General features: G+C 52.1%; 16 protein-coding genes. 13 read left to right on the top strand and 3 right to left on the bottom strand.

What is annotated here, in order from left to right:
* Window positions 1–7 precede the first annotated feature (7 nt).
* The 3 genes from argB (at window position 8) to argH (ending at window position 4,229) form a co-directional block, all read left to right on the top strand.
* On the top strand, window positions 8–799 hold the full coding sequence (argB, locus tag VFA_RS19395; protein WP_004728557.1) for an acetylglutamate kinase: 792 nt from the start codon (window positions 8–10) through the stop codon (window positions 797–799).
* A gap of 86 nt (window positions 800–885) precedes the next feature.
* Window positions 886–2,103: an argininosuccinate synthase gene (locus VFA_RS19400; protein WP_004728558.1), complete on the top strand. Its 1,218-nt coding sequence runs from the start codon at window positions 886–888 to the stop codon at window positions 2,101–2,103.
* Window positions 2,104–2,354: 251 nt separating this feature from the next.
* A complete protein-coding gene (gene argH, locus VFA_RS19405; RefSeq protein ID WP_004728559.1) occupies window positions 2,355–4,229 on the top strand; it encodes an argininosuccinate lyase in 1,875 nt (624 codons plus the stop codon).
* 199 nt (window positions 4,230–4,428) lie between these two features.
* Here the strand turns inward: argH and VFA_RS19410 are convergent, their stop codons facing one another.
* Together VFA_RS19410 and VFA_RS19415 are read right to left on the bottom strand one after the other, a co-directional pair.
* Entirely contained in the window at window positions 4,429–4,692 is a 264-nt protein-coding gene (locus VFA_RS19410) for a DUF3624 domain-containing protein (protein WP_004728560.1), read from the bottom strand.
* Between the two features lie 123 nt (window positions 4,693–4,815).
* Window positions 4,816–5,550 carry a glutathione peroxidase gene (locus tag VFA_RS19415; protein WP_004728561.1) on the bottom strand — a complete coding sequence of 245 codons (735 nt, stop codon included), beginning with the start codon at window positions 5,548–5,550 and terminating at the stop codon, window positions 4,816–4,818.
* Window positions 5,551–5,693: 143 nt separating this feature from the next.
* Between VFA_RS19415 and oxyR the strand changes: the two genes are divergently transcribed.
* Complete coding sequence (gene oxyR, locus VFA_RS19420) at window positions 5,694–6,590, top strand: DNA-binding transcriptional regulator OxyR (protein WP_004728562.1); 897 nt, start codon at window positions 5,694–5,696, stop codon at window positions 6,588–6,590.
* Between the two features lie 85 nt (window positions 6,591–6,675).
* Here oxyR and VFA_RS19425 read toward each other — a convergent pair whose 3' ends face one another.
* Complete coding sequence (locus VFA_RS19425; protein WP_038152617.1) at window positions 6,676–9,156, bottom strand: penicillin-binding protein 1A; 2,481 nt, start codon at window positions 9,154–9,156, stop codon at window positions 6,676–6,678.
* 144 nt (window positions 9,157–9,300) lie between these two features.
* Between VFA_RS19425 and pilM the strand changes: the two genes are divergently transcribed.
* From pilM to VFA_RS19470, 9 genes are all read left to right on the top strand, one after another.
* Window positions 9,301–10,305: a type IV pilus assembly protein PilM gene (gene pilM / locus VFA_RS19430; RefSeq protein WP_004728564.1), complete on the top strand. Its 1,005-nt coding sequence runs from the start codon at window positions 9,301–9,303 to the stop codon at window positions 10,303–10,305.
* Window positions 10,295–10,885 carry a PilN domain-containing protein gene (locus tag VFA_RS19435; RefSeq protein ID WP_004728565.1) on the top strand — a complete coding sequence of 197 codons (591 nt, stop codon included), beginning with the start codon at window positions 10,295–10,297 and terminating at the stop codon, window positions 10,883–10,885. The genes pilM and VFA_RS19435 overlap by 11 nt, the downstream gene beginning before the upstream one ends.
* Complete coding sequence (locus VFA_RS19440) at window positions 10,878–11,468, top strand: type IV pilus inner membrane component PilO (protein ID WP_004728566.1); 591 nt, start codon at window positions 10,878–10,880, stop codon at window positions 11,466–11,468. The genes VFA_RS19435 and VFA_RS19440 overlap by 8 nt, the downstream gene beginning before the upstream one ends.
* Window positions 11,458–11,970, top strand: coding sequence for a pilus assembly protein PilP (locus tag VFA_RS19445; RefSeq protein WP_004728567.1), 513 nt, complete (start codon window positions 11,458–11,460; stop codon window positions 11,968–11,970). Before VFA_RS19440 ends, VFA_RS19445 begins: the two co-directional genes overlap by 11 nt.
* Window positions 11,971–11,994: 24 nt before the next feature.
* Window positions 11,995–13,719, top strand: a complete 1,725-nt coding sequence (locus VFA_RS19450; RefSeq protein ID WP_004728568.1) for a type IV pilus secretin PilQ — start codon at window positions 11,995–11,997, stop codon at window positions 13,717–13,719.
* A 187-nt stretch (window positions 13,720–13,906) separates the two neighbouring features.
* On the top strand, window positions 13,907–14,425 hold the full coding sequence (aroK, locus tag VFA_RS19455; RefSeq protein WP_004728569.1) for a shikimate kinase AroK: 519 nt from the start codon (window positions 13,907–13,909) through the stop codon (window positions 14,423–14,425).
* A gap of 27 nt (window positions 14,426–14,452) precedes the next feature.
* Window positions 14,453–15,538: a 3-dehydroquinate synthase gene (gene aroB / locus VFA_RS19460; RefSeq protein WP_004728570.1), complete on the top strand. Its 1,086-nt coding sequence runs from the start codon at window positions 14,453–14,455 to the stop codon at window positions 15,536–15,538.
* A 45-nt stretch (window positions 15,539–15,583) separates the two neighbouring features.
* Window positions 15,584–17,104, top strand: coding sequence for an SPOR domain-containing protein (locus tag VFA_RS19465; protein ID WP_004728571.1), 1,521 nt, complete (start codon window positions 15,584–15,586; stop codon window positions 17,102–17,104).
* Window positions 17,105–17,198: 94 nt separating this feature from the next.
* Window positions 17,199–18,029, top strand: coding sequence for a Dam family site-specific DNA-(adenine-N6)-methyltransferase (locus tag VFA_RS19470; RefSeq protein ID WP_004728572.1), 831 nt, complete (start codon window positions 17,199–17,201; stop codon window positions 18,027–18,029).
* Window positions 18,030–18,115: the final 86 nt, after the last annotated feature.

Consider the following 18,115-nt stretch of genomic DNA (forward strand, 5'->3'; position numbering starts at 1 on the left):
GTTAAAAATGACGGATACAAAGCAAAATCCATTGGTGATTAAGTTAGGTGGTGCCGCTCTGTCGTGTGCAGAGACACTCAGCAAGCTTTTCGGCGCAATCGCCCAGTATCAAGCCCAAGCACAGCGACGAATTGTGATCGTACACGGCGGTGGTTACCTCGTGGACGAACTGATGGAAAAACTGCAGCTGAAAACCGTGAAAAAAGATGGTTTACGCGTGACCCCTTACGATCAGATTCCGGTGATTGCCGGTGCGCTGGCCGGGACGGCGAACAAGATGCTGCAAGGCCAAGCGATCAAAGATGGTTTGAATGCTGTGGGATTGTGTCTGGCTGACGGCGGCCTGTGTCAGGTGGTCGAACTGGATCCGGAACTGGGCGCGGTAGGTCTGGCGAAAGCGGGCGATGCCAAGCTGGTTGAAGCGCTGCTGACGGCGGGTGCTCTGCCCATCATTAGCTCCATCGGCCTGACCGCTGAGGGGCAGATGATGAACGTCAATGCTGACCAAGCTGCTGTTGCAGTGGCTGGCGCGCTCGACGCCGAACTGGTGCTGCTGTCGGATGTGAGCGGAGTGTTGGATGGCAAAGGTCATCTGATTGCTAGCCTTGATGAACAGCAAGCCGACGCGTTGATCGCCGGCAAAGTGATTACCGACGGCATGATTGTGAAGGTCAAAGCGGCGCTGGAAGCGGCTAAAGATCTGGGGCGCCCGATTGAAGTGGCTACCTGGCGCTATCCGGAAAAGCTCGCCAAGCTGTTCGCCGGACAAAGCATCGGCACGCAGTTTCTGCCTGAATAAACGAATTGAAATAACAAACGAATTAATGGACATAAACCTGAGCACTGACCGCCAAGCGCAGAGCCAGGAAGTTGGAGAGAAGTACAATGAGTAAAGTTCAAGTAAATAAAGTGGTTGTCGCATATTCTGGCGGTCTGGATACATCAGTCATCATTCCATGGCTGAAAGAAAACTATGACTGTGAAGTCGTAGCGTTTGTGGCCGATGTTGGCCAAGGCGCGGATGAGCTGGTCGGCATTGAAGAGAAAGCGATCGCCTCAGGGGCTTCAGAGTGTTACGTCGTCGATCTGAAAGACGAGCTGGTTAAAGACTACATCTACCCAACGCTAAAAACCGGTGCTTACTACGAAGGTAAATACCTGCTGGGGACGTCAATGGCGCGCCCGGTGATCGCGAAAGCACAAGTGGAAATTGCACGTCAAGTTGGCGCAGATGCACTGGCGCACGGTTGTACCGGTAAAGGCAACGACCAAGTGCGTTTCGAAGGCGCGTTCGCTGCGCTGGCACCGGATCTGCACGTGATTGCCCCTTGGCGTGAGTGGGATCTGGTCAGCCGTGAAGAGTGTCTGGATTACCTTGCCGAGCGTAACATTCCATGTGCGGCGTCACTGACAAAAATCTACTCGCGTGACGCAAACGCATGGCATATTTCTACAGAAGGTGGCGTACTGGAAAGTACTTGGAACGCACCGAACGACGATTGCTGGGCATGGACAGTCGACCCAGAGCAAGCGCCAAATGAAGCCGAGTACGTGACGCTGAAAGTCGAGAAAGGCGAAGTGGTTGCCGTGGACGGCCAAGCGCTGTCACCTTACGACGTACTGGTTGCGCTGAACGAGAAAGGCGTGAAACACGGTGTGGGTCGTATCGATATCGTGGAAAACCGTTTGGTGGGCATGAAGTCTCGTGGCTGTTATGAAACGCCGGGGGGCACCATCATGATGGAAGCGCTGCGTGCTGTTGAGCAGCTGGTTCTGGACAAAACCGCGTTTGAATTCCGTGAAGAGCTGGGCATCAAAGCCTCTCACCTGGTGTACGATGGCCGTTGGTTTACACCACTGCGTAAGTCTGTGTTTGCCGCGGCAGAAGAGCTGGCACAAGACGTGAATGGTGAAGTGGTGATCAAGCTTTACAAAGGTCAGGCAACGGCGACTCAGAAACGTTCTGAGAACAGCCTCTACTCGGAAGAGTTTGCCACATTCGGTGCAGACGACGTGTACGACCAAAGCCACGCGGGCGGTTTCATTCGTCTATACTCTCTGTCGAGCCGTATTCGTGCGCTAAGCGCTGCAGCGAAGAAATAACGCGCAAATAAATAATCAAAATTTGCCACAAATAGAAAAGCCCGTTTGCTCTGCAAGCGGGCTTTGTTGTGTCTGCGATAGTAAACGAGTCAGTCTTAAAATATTTACTGAATAACTATGTTTAAAAAGTGAATTTTTACTTTATTTTTTGTTCAACTTCCCGTAACTTTGACAAACACAATAAATCGCCTGATTCAGGTCGGATATCATACTAGCACAGCAAGTGATGAGTGAGCATTAGGAGACACGCAATGGCATTATGGGGCGGAAGATTTACCCAAGCGGCAGACACAAGATTCAAAGACTTTAATGATTCATTGCGCTTCGATTACCGATTGGCTGAGCAGGACATTGTGGGGTCCATTGCTTGGTCGAAAGCTTTGCTGTCTGTGAATGTGCTGAGCGAAGAAGAACAGCAAAAGCTGGAACTGGCGCTCAATGAACTCAAGCTAGAAGTGATGGAAGACCCCGAGCAGATTCTGCTGTCGGATGCGGAAGACATTCACTCTTGGGTTGAGCAACAACTGATCAGCAAAGTCGGCGATTTAGGTAAAAAACTGCACACCGGCCGTTCGCGGAACGACCAAGTGGCCACCGACCTGAAATTGTGGTGTCGCCAGCAAGGTCAGCAACTGCTGATTGCACTGGATCGTCTGCAAAACAAAATGGTCGACGTGGCCAAAGCACATCAGGGCACCGTGCTACCGGGTTATACACACCTGCAACGGGCTCAGCCGGTGACATTTGCACACTGGTGCTTGGCGTATGTCGAAATGTTTGAGCGTGACTATTCTCGTTTGAGCGATGCGATTAAACGCCTCGATACCTGCCCGCTGGGGTCTGGCGCGCTGGCTGGCACTGCGTACGCGATTGACCGTGAAAAACTGGCGCACTCGCTCGGCTTTCGTCGTGCGACCCGTAACTCACTCGATTCCGTATCGGACCGCGACCATGTGATGGAACTGATGACCACGGCGTCGATTTCGATGCTGCACCTGTCACGTCTGGCGGAAGACATGATCTTCTACAACTCCGGTGAATCAGGCTTTATTGAACTGGCAGATACCGTCACCTCGGGCTCGTCCTTGATGCCACAAAAGAAAAACCCAGACGCGCTGGAGCTGATTCGTGGCAAGACTGGTCGTGTGTATGGCTCACTGGCTGGCATGATGATGACCGTGAAGGCGCTGCCGCTGGCGTACAACAAAGACATGCAAGAAGACAAAGAAGGGCTGTTTGACGCGCTCGACACTTGGAATGACTGTATGGAAATGGCGGCGCTGTGCTTTGAAGGGATCAAAGTGAACAACGCACGTACGTTGGAAGCCGCCAAACAAGGATACGCCAACGCCACTGAACTGGCAGATTACTTGGTGGCGAAAGGCATTCCATTCCGTGAAGCGCACCATATTGTTGGGGTTGCGGTCGTGGGTGCGATTGCCAAAGGCTGCGCACTGGAAGAGCTGTCACTGGAAGAGTTGAAAGCCTTCTCACCCGTGATTGAAAACGATGTGTATGCGATTTTGACCATTGAGTCGTGCTTGGAAAAACGGAGCGCTCTCGGCGGCGTGGCACCACATCAAGTGGCCTACGCAGTGGAACAAGCGGAGAAACGCCTGTCTAAACGCGATGCGTCTTCAGTCAAAGTGCGTCCTGCGCGTCTGACCGACATTGAAACGTTGGAAGGCATGGTGACTTACTGGGCCAACATGGGCGAAAACCTGCCGCGTTCACGCAATGAAATCGTGCGCGATATCGGTTCGTTTGCGGTGGCGGAACACAATGGTGAAATCACCGGTTGTGCGTCACTTTATGTGTACGATTCCGGCTTAGCCGAGATTCGCTCACTCGGCGTGGAAGCGGGCTGGCAAGGACAAGGTCAGGGCACCGCAATTGTCGACTACCTCGTCAAGAAAGCGCGCCAAATGGCGATCAAGAAAGTGTTTGTGCTGACACGGACACCGGAGTTCTTTATGAAGCTGGACTTCATTCCGACCTCTAAAACGTTGCTGCCTGAAAAAGTACTGAAAGATTGCGAGCAGTGCCCGCGTCAACATGCGTGTGATGAAGTCGCACTGGAAGTCAATTTGGATGAGCACCTGATCATTAAGGCCAGTGTTGCATAACCAATTGAATATTCAGTACTCGATTGAGTGACTCAAAAAGATCGAAAAAAGATCGATTTTTTGGGGAACCAATAAGAGGAAGCTGGGTCTATATCTGTACCACTGCTTTTTCTTAGAAGAATCTAAGAGAGCCCTGAAACACGTTTCGTTTTGGGGCTTTTTTCTTTTCTGAGCCGCAATAAATCAAAGTCTTCGTGTTTCATCTATCGCGCTTATGATTACCTTGGCGTTGACGCCACGGCAGAATGACAAACTTCATCCACAAATGCAGAAACAGCAACGTGTTAAACGCAAAACCGGCCACGATCAAAGCGATCGATTGGATGCTGCGTGGATCGTCTCGAAATGCAAAATACCACACCACCCAGCACACCACCGACAACGTGGTGAGTTGATCCATGCAGCGCTGACAGCGGCCAATTTTTTTCCAGAACCAGTTTTCGCGGCAATCATGACACGCCATCGATTTTCGCCTCACAGGGATGATTGGATACGACACCGTTAGTATACGCAACCCAAACGCCAATGCGAACTCATCAATAGAGCGACGAAAAAAAGCCCCTGAATAGGGGCTATCGGCATGAAATTAGCGGTTGAGCAAGTGCGCTTCTAACTCTTCACTGCCACCAATGTGGCGTCCTCCGATGAAAACTTGTGGCACTGTGGTGCGGCCGGTAATGGCACGTAGGCTGACGCTAGTGGCATCTTTGCCCAGAATCACTTCTTCGTATTGCAGGCCAGCATCAATCAGGTTCTGCTTGGCTTTGGCACAGAATGGGCAACCGGGTTTGGTGAAGACGGTGATCGACTCTTGCGTCTTGTAGTCCGGGGCCAAGTAATTCAGCATGGTATCCGCGTCTGACACTTTGAATGGGTCGCCGGGCTCATTGGGTTCGATGAACATTTTCTCGATGATGCCATCTTTGACCAGCATGCTGTAGCGCCATGAACGTTTGCCAAACCCGAGCTCTTTTTTATCAACCAGCAAGCCCATGCCATCGGTAAACTCGCCATTGCCATCAGGAATGAACTGAATGTGTTCTGCTTCCTGATCGTGTTTCCATGCATTCATCACGAAAGTGTCGTTGACGGACAAACACAGAATGCTATCGACGCCGTGCTCCTTGAATACCGGAAACAGCTCGTTGTAGCGAGGCAGGTGGCTGGATGAACACGTGGGGGTGAAAGCGCCTGGTAGACTGAATACGATGACGGTTTTGCCCTTGAACAGTTCATCACTGGTCACGTTGACCCAAGCATCGCCTTGACGAATCGGAAACGTAACTTGTGGTACAGCTTGGCCTTCTTTTGATGCAAACATGATTTTTCCTTATAAATTTGAGAAATTCAGTTCAAGGGGATGGGTGCGCCCCGTTAAGTTGTGCCTATTATTGAAGAAAAACTTTGATAGCTCTAATCGTTTGATGTTATGGTTTTGATAGGTGCATTCTATCGAGGTACAAAATGAACATTCGAGATTTTGAATACTTGGTGGCCTTGGCTGAGCATAAACATTTTCGTAAAGCCGCAGAGGCTTGCTTTGTCAGTCAACCTACCTTAAGTGGTCAAATTCGTAAGCTGGAAGACGAATTGGGAACAGTCCTTCTGGAGCGCAGCAGTCGCCGAGTTCTGTTCACGGATGCCGGATTGCAATTGGTGGATCAGGCCAAGCGGATTCTGAGTGAAGTCAAAACCTTCAAAGACATGGCGAGCGGCCAAAGTGGTGCCATGACAGGCCCGATGCATATCGGGTTTATTCCAACTTTGGGGCCGTATTTGCTGCCGCGCATTGTGCCGACGTTGAAAGAGCGCTTTCCCGAGCTGGAGCTTTACCTGCACGAAGCGCAAACGCATCAGCTGGTGCGTCAGTTGGAAGAGGGAAAACTCGATTGCTTGGTGTTGGCTTCGGTTGAAGAGACCGCGCCATTCAAAGAAATTGATATTTTCAACGAACCGATGAGCATCGCGGTGCCGTGTGGTCACGAATGGGCGGGGCGCAACGAAGTCGACATGCTGGAGCTGAACGGAAAAACCGTGCTCGCGCTGGGCGATGGGCACTGCTTGCGTGATCAAGCCTTGGGGTTCTGTTTTGCGGCAGGCGCTAAAGATGACGAACGTTTCAAAGCGACCAGCTTAGAGACGCTGCGCAATATGGTGGCGGCGGGCGCTGGCATCACGCTGTTACCACAATTGTCGTTGCCGGGTGAAAAAGAGAAAGATGGCGTGTGTTACATCAAAGCGGTCAATCCGGTGCCGTCACGTCGTTTGGTGTTGGTCTACCGTCCCGGTTCGCCGCTGCGTCAACGATTTGAAAACCTCGCGGCATCCATGCAAAGTTGTTTGAGCGCGACACTGCATTAAGCGATAGGCGGGCGTCGCAATCAATAAAAACGAGCGATAAAAAAAGAGGCTGAAGATTCTTCAGCCTCTTTTTTCGTCCTTGTCATCAGAACAGCGATTCGTTGTCGTCGCTGGTGTAGATGCTGTTGGTGCTTGATTCCGTCATGTACTCTTTCGGTTCTGTGCCATTAACGAAGTATTCAAACATGGAGCTGGAATCCAACTTATTGGTCAGCAGGCCACTGTCGCGATCGATACGCACGCGCACGATGTTGTCGGGGATCGCTTGCTCTTGATACGGCACGCCATCTAACGCCAGACCCATAAATTCAATCCAAGCCGGTTGCGCTGTTTTGGCTCCTGCTTCAGCGCCGGAGACATCGTCTTCAATCGCTGGGTTCGGCGTGGTGCGACCGAGGTTGCGACTGTGTTCGTCAAAGCCGACCCAAGCGGTGGCCACAATGCCCGGACCATAACCGTTGTACCACGCATCTTTTGAATCGTTGGTGGTCCCGGTTTTACCGCCGATATCACGACGTTTCAACGCTTGCGCGCGCCAACCTGTGCCGTTCCAACCTGTGCCTTCACGCCAGTCACCGCCGCCCCAGATGTTGCTGTACATCATCTGACGCACCAAGAATGCGTTCTGTTCAGAAATCACTTTCGGGGCGTATGGCGCATCGACATCTTGCTCTTCAATGCCATTGCTCAGCGTGGTGGTGCACTCGCTGTGGCATACCGCTTTCGGCGTTGCCGCAAATTCAGCGTCGCCGTAAGGCCCTTCCACTTTGCTGATGTAGAACGGTTCCACATAGTAACCGCCGTTGGCAAACACGGAATACCCTTGTGCCATTTTCACCGGCGTTAAACTGCCTGCACCCAGTGCAATGGTTTCGGAACGGGGCAGTTGGTTGAGGTTAAAGCCAAAACGAGTCAGGTACTGACGCGCATCGTCAAGGCCCACTTCACGCAGCACCCGTACCGCCATGACGTTTTTCGATTGTGCCAAACCAATGCGTACGCGGGTGGGGCCTGCGTAAGTTGGTGGTGAGTTCTTTGGACGCCACGCGGTGCCTTGGCTCTCATCCCATTGGTTGATGGGCGCGTCGTTGATCAGAGATGCCAGCGTTAGCCCTTTGTCCAATGCCGCCGAATAGATAAACGGTTTGATACTCGAACCCACTTGGCGCACCGACTGGGTCGCACGGTTAAATTTGTTGTGGACGAAGTTGAAGCCACCCACCAGTGCCAGTACGGCGCCATTTTCTGGATTCATCGCCACAAAGGCCGTTTGTGCATTCGGCACTTGGCTCAGTTTCCAGTGCTGTTCCTCTGCGCCGCTGTCGTGTAACTGACGTACCCACACTTGTTCGCCGACGGCCAAAATGTCCGCTGCTTTGTTAGGCACTGGCCCTTGACGTTCATCCGTAATGAAGCGACGTGCCCAGTTCATGTCATCCCAAGCGATGGTTTGCAGACCGGTATTTTTCACCCACACCTGGGCCGACTTGCTGTCAACCTTCATCACCACTGCTGGGAAGAGGTCGTTGTACGTCGGTTCATTGCGCAGGTGGTTGCTGATTTTCTCTTCATCCCAAGCGGCTTGACCCGATTTCCACAGCTCTTTTTCTGCGCCGCGGAAGCCGTGGCGTTCGTCGTAAGCCAGCAGGTTATCGAGGGCTGCTTTGTTGGCCGCCCGTTGCAGTTTGGAATCAACCGTGGTGTAGACGTTCATGCCGGAGGTGTACGCATCTTCGCCGTAACGATCAATCATCCAAGCGCGAGCGATCTCAGCCACGTAAGGCGCGCTGAGTTCAATTTCTGCGCCGTGGAAACGCGAGTCGAGTTGCTCGTTGCGCGCTTCATCATACTGTGCCTGCGTGATGTATTTTTCGTTGAGCATACGCAGCAGCACCACGTTTCGACGGTTCGTCGCACGCTCAACGGAATAGATCGGGTTCATGGTGGATGGGGCTTTTGGCAAGCCAGCAATCATCGCAATTTCACCCAAGGTTAGGTCTTTCACTTCTTTGCCGAAGTAGGCCTGAGCCGCAGCGCCAACCCCGTAAGAACGGTAGCCGAGGTAAATTTTGTTGAGGTAGAGCTCAAGAATCTCGTCTTTGGTCAGCAGCTGTTCGATGTGAACGGCGATAAAAATCTCTTTGATTTTTCGCATGATCTTCTTCTCGTTTGAGAGGAAGAAGTTACGCGCAAGCTGTTGCGTGATGGTACTGGCGCCTTGCGACGCACTGCCAGAAGCTAACACGGCAAATGCAGCGCGCGTGATACCGATGGGGTCAAAACCATAATGTTCGTAAAAACGGGAGTCTTCGGTTGCGATGACCGCTTCGAGCAGCTCTTTTGGCATTTCGTCGAGTTTCAGCGGAATACGACGTTTTTCCCCAAACTGAGCAATCAGTTTGCCGTCCTGACTAAAAACTTGCATTGGCGTTTGCAACTGCACGTCACGCAGTGTCGCCACATCTGGGAGATCAGACTTCACATAGAAGTAGAAGCCAAAGATTGTAGTGACTCCAAGAATAATGCAAATCAATGAAAATACTAATAAACGCTTTATGAACTTCACCGGAGAATCCCTGTTTAGTAGAGGCTGCCCTAATGCAAACCCCTGTACTCTAGACTAAAAACGCAGCACTTAAAAATGTCGCGTGACTATTTTTCACATAAATAAATGTGCTGCCATTGCGTGTAGCCACCGGAGTACGTGGGCATGGGTAAATCATTAGTTACAGGTGTCGATATCGGCCACCACAGTATTAAAGCGGTGGTTTTAAAACCGAAGGGCGAATCGTATTCGCTGGTCGGCTACCAAGAAATAGTCGTATCCGACGATATTTTCGCTGATAACCACACGCTGGATTATCAGAAAATTGTAAAGAAACTCAAAGAACTAAAAAAGGGATTACCGTTATTTAGTCGCAAAGTTGCGCTGGCTGTGCCGGATAATGCGGTAATAAGTAAGGTATTACAGATAGATAGCGATTTGGATGCCAGCGAACAAGAATTTGCTGTCTATCAGGCGTTTTCCCATCAATCGCCGTTTCCCATCGATGATCTGAGTTTGGATTTCGTACCAAGCGGCGATAACCCCGCCGGGCGCAGCACCAATACCCTGTATCAAGTGTACGCCACGCGACGCGAAGTGGTCGATAACCGGTTATCGGTGGCGAGCAAAGCGGGCTTTGAGCCGCTGCTGCTCGATGTGCAGGTGCATGGGTTGCTCCAGATTTGGCAATGGGTGAGTCGCGCGCAGCAGCGCGACGATTGGATGCTGGTGGACGTCGGGTTGACGCAAACCACGTTATGCATGGATTTCGCCGATAAAGCGCCCTTCTATAAAGACATTCCGCTGGGAACGCGTCAATGGCATGCCGACCCCACGCCCCATCCTGTGCCGCTGAGCGAGCCTCCGATGGCTGGAGTCAACGAGCTGGTTGAGCGAATTGCGCGCCAAGTGCAACTGCTGTTGTCCTTGCAGGGCCATCAAGCGCTGGGCGGAATTTGGCTGTCGGGTGGTGGGGCGACAACGGAAGGCCTCAGCGCGGCTTTGGCTGCGCGACTGAATCTGCCGTGTGAACTGTTTCATCCGCTGACGGGATTTGTGACGCGCCGCCGCATGCGAGCGCGTGTACCAGACGATCTGCAACGTTTTAGTACGGCGGCTGGCTTGGCGCTGCGCGGACTCAACTGGTTGGAGCGTGATCATGGTGCATGACATCAATTTAATGCCGTGGCGAGAAGCGCGGCGCGAAGCCCATAAACACCGTTTTGCCGGTCTGTGCGTGCTGGCGGTGCTGGCCGCGTTGGGACTGCAATGGGGCGCAGGAGCGTATATCGACCGTCAAACACAAGTGCAGCAACAACGGCTGGATTTTCTCAACCAACATATTCGTGACTTAGACAGCCAAATTGCGGCGCTGAAGGTGACCGAGCAAGAGCATAAGGCATTGTTGACCCGCTTGTCGGTGGTGGAGTCGTTGCAGCAGAAACGTAACAAGACCACGGAGTTCATGAACTTGATGCCTCAACTGATCCCGGAAGGCGTCTACGTCGACAAAATCAAAATGAACGGTCAGGAAATTGAGCTGAGTGGCATCAGCGACAGCACCGCGCGGCTGGCAACCATGCTCGATAATTTGGAGAAATCCGACCAACTGTCTGAGGTCGGTATGCATTCGATTGTGGCGGGTAACCGTCGGTTTGGTAAGCAATTTCAGAGTTTTAAAGTGTCGTTCTTGTTCCACGCTTCATCGCAGCAAGCGGTGAGTGCTGATACCGGAGGTGCCCATGGCTAACGTATACGATCTGGAACTGGACGAAATCAGCGAATGGCCGTTGGTGGCTCAATTGGTTGCCTTGGTGCTGCTGGTGTTGGTGTTGCAGGGCGCGGGATACTGGTTTTATTTGCAGCCTAAACAAGACACATTGGCCGCACACAAGCAGCAAGAGCAAACGCTGAAGTCGACGATTCGCATCAAAGCCAGCAAAGTCGCGACATTGCCGAAGCTCAAGATTCAGCTGGATGAACTGGCACAGCGGTACGACTTCCTGTTGCGTCAGCTGCCGGTGCAAAAAGAGCTCGCCAGCATGTTGGCGTCGGTGAACGAGTTGGGGCTCGACAACAGTCTGACCTTTACTCGCATCGACTGGGGAGAAAAGCAAAATCAACAATTTCTCTATCGGCTGCCGCTCAATATCGAATTGACCGGTAATTATCACGACATCGGCGATTTTTCTGAAGCGATCGCGCGTCTACCACGCATCATTAATTTTGACGACGTTGACTGGCAGCGCGTCAGCCAAGAGAGCAGCACGCTCCATTTCCGCGTTCGCGCCTATACCTATCAGTTCAAACCGGAGGTCAGTGATGAACAGTAAATGGTGCTGGTGTTTGCTCCTGACGCTGCTGGGCGGCTGCAAAGCCAATCAAGAGTCCTTGACGGATTACCTAGCGACGGTGGAACGGCAGGCTCAGCGCGATGTCGCGGTGCTGGCGCCTGTGGTGCAATTTGAGGTGTTTGCTTACACCCAGCAGCAGGGGCGCGAGCCGTTTGTACTGCCACAAGAAGCTTTAGTGCAAAACCAACCGGTGGTGAAAGCCAACTGTTGGCAACCGACAGCGCGGCACAAAAGTGGCGTGTTGGAGCGCTACCCGCTCAGTCAATTGCACCTGAAAGGCGTGATGAGCAGTGGCGGTGCCGTTTCGGCGTTGGTGCAAACGCCGCAAGGTTCGGTCATGAAAATTAAAGCAGGACAGTACCTGGGATTAAACAACGGCCGGGTGACCCGCGTGGCAGACGATTATCTGCTGATCAAAGAGACCCTGCCGGATGGATTGGGATGTTGGAACCAACGCAACGTTAAATTGGCTTTGAAATAAAATTTTGAGTTTAGAGACATAACTATGATTAAAGGACTAAATGCCTCCACGGCTTGGGGAATACGTTGTCTGTTTGTGGGCGTATGCCTGCTGTTATCTGCCGCCACATTAGCCCAGGAAGCGGCGGCCAATCAGCTGAAAAATATTGACTTTCGCATCAATAAAGACAAAGCGGCGGTGTTGATTGTCGAACTGGCGTCGGCTTCTGCGGTGGTGGATGTGCAGAAAACGGAGCAAGGATTGACGATTGAATTGCTTAAAACCGATGTTAGCGATGACAAACTGTATTTGGTGGACGTGCGCGATTTTGCCACGGCGGTGGAAAACATCGAAGTGTTTCGCCAGCAACCGAGCACGGTGCTGGTGGCGACGGTGCAAGGGGCATTCAATTACGAATACAGCCTGAAAGGCAATTACTTGGAGGTGGTGATCAGCAAAGTCAGTGCGCAAGAACCGCAACCGAAAAGTGTCTTAGAGAAAGAGGGCAAGCTGATTTCGATTAACTTCCAAGATATTCCCGTGCGCAACGTACTGCAGCTTATCGCCGACTACAACCAGTTCAACTTGGTGGTCTCTGATTCCGTCAGCGGTAACTTGACATTGCGCCTCGATGGCGTGCCGTGGCAACAAGTGCTGGATATCATTTTACAAGTCAAAGGGCTGGACAAACGGGTCGATGGCAACGTCATTCTGGTGGCACCCAAAGAGGAGCTGGACCGACGCGAGCAGCAGCAATTGGAAAAGGCGCGCATGGCGGAAGAGCTGGGTGATCTGCAATCGGAAATCATCAAAATCAATTTTGCCAAGGCATCCGACATTGCACAGATGATTGGCGGCGATGGCGCGGTGAACATGTTGTCAGAGCGCGGCTCCATCAGTATTGATGAGCGCACCAATGCCTTGCTACTGCGCGAGCTGCCTGACAACATTCACGTGATCCGCGACATCGTGGCCTCTCTCGACATTCCGGTTAAACAAGTGCAAATCGAAGCGCGCATCGTCACGGTGAATGAGGGCGATTTGGATGAGCTTGGCGTGCGCTGGGGCTTTAGCTCCACCAATGGGAGTACCACCACCGGGGGTTCGATTGAAAGTAATCTCGGTGCCATTGGGTTGTATGACGGCAGCAGTGATTCGGGCGATGGCGCCGCGATTGATGATTTCCTCAATGTGAACCTTGCTGCTACCTCCGCCAATGCATCCAGTATTGCGTTTCAAGTCGCCAAGCTGGGCGCTGACACCTTGCTTGATCTTGAATTGTCGGCGATGCAGCGCGAGTCGAAAGCGGAAATTATTTCCAGCCCAAGACTGATTACCACCAACAAACAGCCGGCTTACATTGAACAGGGGACGGAAATTCCTTATCTCGAATCGTCTTCCAGTGGCGCAACCAGCGTGGCATTTAAAAAAGCGGTCCTCAGCCTCAAAGTGACCCCGCAAATCACGCCTGACAACCGTTTGGTGCTCGATTTGAGCGTGACCCAAGACCGACCGGGTGAAGTGGTGAAAACGGGCACGGGCGAAGCGGTGGCGATTAACACGCAGCGTATTGGGACCCAAGTGTTAGTTAATAACGGTGAAACCGTGGTGCTGGGCGGCATTTTTCAACACAGCGTGACCAGTTCTGTGGACAAAGTGCCCTTGCTTGGGGACTTGCCATTACTGGGCGCGCTGTTCCGTCGCAGCTACGAACAGATGGGGAAAAGTGAGCTACTGATCTTCGTCACGCCGAAAGTTGTGATTCAGTAACTTATCGTCATAATTGTCAGGCAGACAAAATTAAAGTTGCATTAGTGGCACCATATCTAGATAATTTCGGGTCTTATCACGAAATATCTGTGAGGAATAGGTGCCACAAGCATTCCTATCGCTGACGGCTGTCTGGCGTAACCTTGTGGCGATGTCATTGAATTAACGTTGTAAATTACTGCTAAACATGGCTGAAAAACGCAATATTTTCCTTGTTGGCCCGATGGGCGCCGGCAAAAGCACAATTGGTAGACACCTGGCTCAACAACTGCATATGGAGTTTGTCGACTCTGATACAGTGATTGAAGAGCGCACAGGTGCAGATATCGCATGGGTCTTTGACGTCGAAGGTGAAGAAGGCTTCCGCAAACGCGAAGAAGCGGTCATTAATGATCTCACCGAAGAGCAAGGTATTGTTCTTGCCACGGGTGGTGGTTCTGTGAAGAGCAAAGAGAACCGCAACCGTCTATCTGCACGTGGTATTGTTGTTTACCTTGAAACGACCATTGAAAAACAACTGGCGCGCACTAACCGCGACAAGAAACGCCCGTTGCTGCAAACCGACAATCCGCGTGAAGTGCTCGAAACACTCGCGGGTGAGCGTAACCCTCTGTATGAAGAAATTGCAGATATTACGGTACGCACAGACGATCAAAGTGCAAAAGTGGTAGCCAACCAGATCGTAAAAATGCTAGAAGAACATTAAGTTGTTCTTTTACTTGGAGTACGAACCATGGAACGGATTACGGTCAGTTTAGATGAGCGTAGCTACCCAATCTCAATTGGTGCCGGATTATTTAATGATCCGGCTCTTCTTTCTTTATCAGCAAAACAAAAGGTTCTGATCATCACCAATCATACAGTGGCTCCGCTGTATGCTGATCGGATCACGGCTTTGCTCGATCAAAAAGGCTGTCAGTCTGCGGTGTTAGAACTGCCTGACGGTGAAAAATACAAAAGCCTCGATACCTTCAATACGGTCATGAGCTACCTGCTCGAGCACAATTACAGCCGCGATGTGGTGATTATTGCTCTCGGTGGTGGCGTGATTGGTGACTTGGTGGGCTTTGCTGCGGCATGTTATCAACGTGGCGTCGATTTCATTCAGATCCCGACCACCTTGTTGTCTCAGGTGGATTCGTCCGTGGGGGGCAAAACCGCGGTCAATCACCCACTGGGCAAAAACATGATTGGTGCATTCTACCAACCCAAAGCCGTCATCATCGACACCGATTGTTTGTCGACGTTGCCTGCACGCGAATTTGCCGCGGGGATGGCGGAAGTGATCAAATATGGCATCATTTACGATCACGACTTCTTTGTGTGGCTGGAACAGAACATGGACTCGCTCTATGCGCTGGACAAGCACGCGCTCTCTTATGCGATCGCACGTTGCTGTCAAATCAAAGCGGAAGTGGTGGCGCAAGATGAAAAAGAAGCCGGTATTCGTGCGTTGTTGAACCTAGGTCATACATTTGGTCATGCGATCGAAGCGGAACTGGGTTATGGTAATTGGCTACACGGTGAAGCCGTGGCAGCAGGCACAGTGATGGCGGCGAAAACCGCTCAGCTTCAAGGGCTTATCTCTCAAGATCAACTGGATCGCATTCTCGCGATTCTGCAAAAAGCCAATCTGCCGGTGCACACGCCAGACAGCATGTCGTTCCACGATTTCATGAAACACATGATGCGCGATAAAAAAGTGCTGGCGGGTGAGCTACGCTTGGTATTACCGACCAGCATTGGGACCGCCGATGTGGTGAAAGGGGTACCGGAAGCGGTGATTGAACAGGCGATCGACTACTGCCGTACGGTGTAATGCGAATTTTTTCAGTGTGACCACTGATTGTCATTAGGAATCTCCATGAGTTTGGCACATGAGTTGACGTTGGATTCTCAGGTCGAGCTGCTTGAACGCTTGCAGCTGCTGACCCGCTTTGGCTCCAACTTCGTCAATGTGGTCGGTCCGTTGGGGGCCGGAAAATCCTGGTTGGCTCAACGTTATCTGGAACATTGGGCAGACGATAAAAACCAGTCGCTCTTGATGTGCCATCCGAATCAGGATGACGAACAGCGCCGCACCACGTTGTTGACACAACTGGTGTCGGAGCCGCTGTTCAATCCGAAAGATGCTTTGGTCGAAAGTTTCTCCCGCCTGTTTGAAGACAGCAGCTGCGACATCGTGGTGGTGGTGGATGATGCCCATCTGCTCACGGACACCATGGTGTCTGAATTGTGGATGTGGGTGCTAGAAGCGCAAAGCAATCCGCGCTGGACGGTGAACGTTGTGTTGTTTGCGCAGTCCAACAGCTTGGACGCACTGCTGACTCGCCTGAGTTATGGCCAGGATTTGAAACCGGTGGACCTCGAAATTGAGGCGCTTTCACCAGATGAGTCCGATCGGCTGTTTGAACAGCGCGTCATGCGTTATGTAGAAGACGAGATGGAACGTCAGGTGCGCAACGCCTACAAGAAAGTGAAACCGTTACCGGGAGAGATTATGGCACTCGCAGATCAGAAAATGGAAAAACGCATTGTGATTCGTTCTATCATCGGTTCGCCGTTGAAGATTACGTTACTGGTGCTGATTCTGTTGCTCCTGATCGGCGGCGGTTACTGGTGGATGCTCTCGCAACCTTCCCCAAATGAAAAAACGCAGCGTTTGACACAAACGGCTGATCAAACGGCCATTCCGACGTTGAGCGTGTCGAGCGGCGCGGCCACCAAGATGGATTCGGTGCTGTCGACGGTCAGCTCGCAACCCGATCAAGCGGAAGATGACTCGTCGGCACTCCCGCCAGATGTGAAAGAATCTACTGAAGGTGTGGGGCAAGCCGACAGCGATCAACAGCGTGTGGTGATTACCTCCGATGTGGTTGATGCGCTGCTGGAAGGCAAAGCGAAACCTTCGGATACTCAAGTGCTGGATGAGGTCGTGGCCGCTGCGCCTCAAAGCGATGCGTCAGCACAAACGACGGCACAAACGACGGATGGCGCGTTGCAAACGGCGGTAGAAGCACCACAGCCTGCGTTAGAGCAACCGAGTGCGGAGGCGCAAACGCCACCGTCGTCGCCCATCACGTTCTCATTTGGCCGAGACGAGCTGAAAGCGATGTCGCCCCGCAGCTACACGTTGCAACTGGCGGCGGTCAACTCGCTGGCCGAAGTGCAGACGTTCATTGAACGGCATCAGTTGCAAGGCCAAGTGAATGTTTACCCGACACTGCGCAACGACGTCGAGTGGTACATCATCACCTACAGCAATTACCCCACCATTCAGATGGCGCGTGATGCGGTGGAAACACTGCCAAAAGCGCTACAAGCGATGGGGCCGTGGGCCAAATCACTCAGTCAGGTGCAGCGAGAAATTGAGCGTGGCCAGTAAGGCTGCGCCATTCGGTGCCTTTTACGTTGGGTCTGGTCTGAAAATGTGTTACATTCCGCAGCCTTATTTTTTCGGTGATTGATTAGAGCAGTAGATGAAAAAGCAGCGTGCCTTTCTGAAATGGGCGGGGGGAAAGTTTGGCCTCGTCGAAGATATTCAACGCCACCTGCCACCGGCTGATGAACTGGTTGAACCGTTTGTCGGCGCTGGGTCTATCTTTCTCAACACCGAGTTTAAGCATTACTTGCTGGCGGATATCAATCCGGACCTGATCAATCTCTACAATCTGCTCAAAGAGCGTCCAAACGATTATATTGACGAAGCCCGACGCTGGTTTACGCCGGAAAACAATCGCAAAGAAGCGTACCTGTCGATTCGTCAGCAGTTTAATCAGACCGACGATATCATGTACCGCTCGCTAGCCTTTTTATACATGAACCGTTTTGGCTTTAATGGCCTGTGCCGTTACAACAAAAAAGGCGGCTTCAATGTGCCGTTCGGTTCGTACAAAAAGCCTTATTTCCCGCAAGCAGAACTGGAATTCTTTGCCGAAAAAGCGCAGCGCGCGACCTTTATCTGCACGGGGTACGACGAAACATTCCGCCGCGCGGCAGCCAGCAGCGTGGTGTATTGCGATCCCCCGTACGCGCCGCTCTCCTCCACGGCGAACTTTACCTCATACGCAGGCAATGGTTTTACGCTTGATGACCAAGCGGCGCTGGCCGATATCGCTGAAAAAACCGCAACAGAACGCGGCATTCCGGTGCTGATTTCTAACCACGACACCATTTTGACCCGCCGTTTGTACCATGGCGCGCAGCTCAACGTGGTGAAAGTGAAGCGTACCATCAGTCGCAACGGCGCGGGCCGCAATAAGGTCGACGAACTGCTGGCGCTGTTTAGTCCGGCTCAACAGGATTTGTAATCACTGGCGCCGAATGTGCAGATTTGCCGGTTGGCTTGGCCCTTGGCGCTAGGATCTCTCTGCTCCCTTAGGTAGAATGTCGAACA

The sequence above is a fragment of the Vibrio furnissii CIP 102972 genome (assembly GCF_000176175.1).
Lineage (GTDB): Bacteria > Pseudomonadota > Gammaproteobacteria > Enterobacterales > Vibrionaceae > Vibrio > Vibrio furnissii.

Coding starts and splice junctions, on each gene's coding strand:
- argB (WP_004728557.1), top strand. CDS start 8: ATGACGGATACAAAGCAAAATCCATTGGTGATTAAGTTAGGTGGTGCC.
- VFA_RS19400 (WP_004728558.1), top strand. CDS start 886: ATGAGTAAAGTTCAAGTAAATAAAGTGGTTGTCGCATATTCTGGCGGT.
- argH (WP_004728559.1), top strand. CDS start 2,355: ATGGCATTATGGGGCGGAAGATTTACCCAAGCGGCAGACACAAGATTC.
- VFA_RS19410 (WP_004728560.1), bottom strand. CDS start 4,692: ATGGCGTGTCATGATTGCCGCGAAAACTGGTTCTGGAAAAAAATTGGC.
- VFA_RS19415 (WP_004728561.1), bottom strand. CDS start 5,550: ATGTTTGCATCAAAAGAAGGCCAAGCTGTACCACAAGTTACGTTTCCG.
- oxyR (WP_004728562.1), top strand. CDS start 5,694: ATGAACATTCGAGATTTTGAATACTTGGTGGCCTTGGCTGAGCATAAA.
- pilM (WP_004728564.1), top strand. CDS start 9,301: ATGGGTAAATCATTAGTTACAGGTGTCGATATCGGCCACCACAGTATT.
- VFA_RS19435 (WP_004728565.1), top strand. CDS start 10,295: ATGGTGCATGACATCAATTTAATGCCGTGGCGAGAAGCGCGGCGCGAA.
- VFA_RS19440 (WP_004728566.1), top strand. CDS start 10,878: ATGGCTAACGTATACGATCTGGAACTGGACGAAATCAGCGAATGGCCG.
- VFA_RS19445 (WP_004728567.1), top strand. CDS start 11,458: ATGAACAGTAAATGGTGCTGGTGTTTGCTCCTGACGCTGCTGGGCGGC.
- VFA_RS19450 (WP_004728568.1), top strand. CDS start 11,995: ATGATTAAAGGACTAAATGCCTCCACGGCTTGGGGAATACGTTGTCTG.
- aroK (WP_004728569.1), top strand. CDS start 13,907: ATGGCTGAAAAACGCAATATTTTCCTTGTTGGCCCGATGGGCGCCGGC.
- aroB (WP_004728570.1), top strand. CDS start 14,453: ATGGAACGGATTACGGTCAGTTTAGATGAGCGTAGCTACCCAATCTCA.
- VFA_RS19465 (WP_004728571.1), top strand. CDS start 15,584: ATGAGTTTGGCACATGAGTTGACGTTGGATTCTCAGGTCGAGCTGCTT.
- VFA_RS19470 (WP_004728572.1), top strand. CDS start 17,199: ATGAAAAAGCAGCGTGCCTTTCTGAAATGGGCGGGGGGAAAGTTTGGC.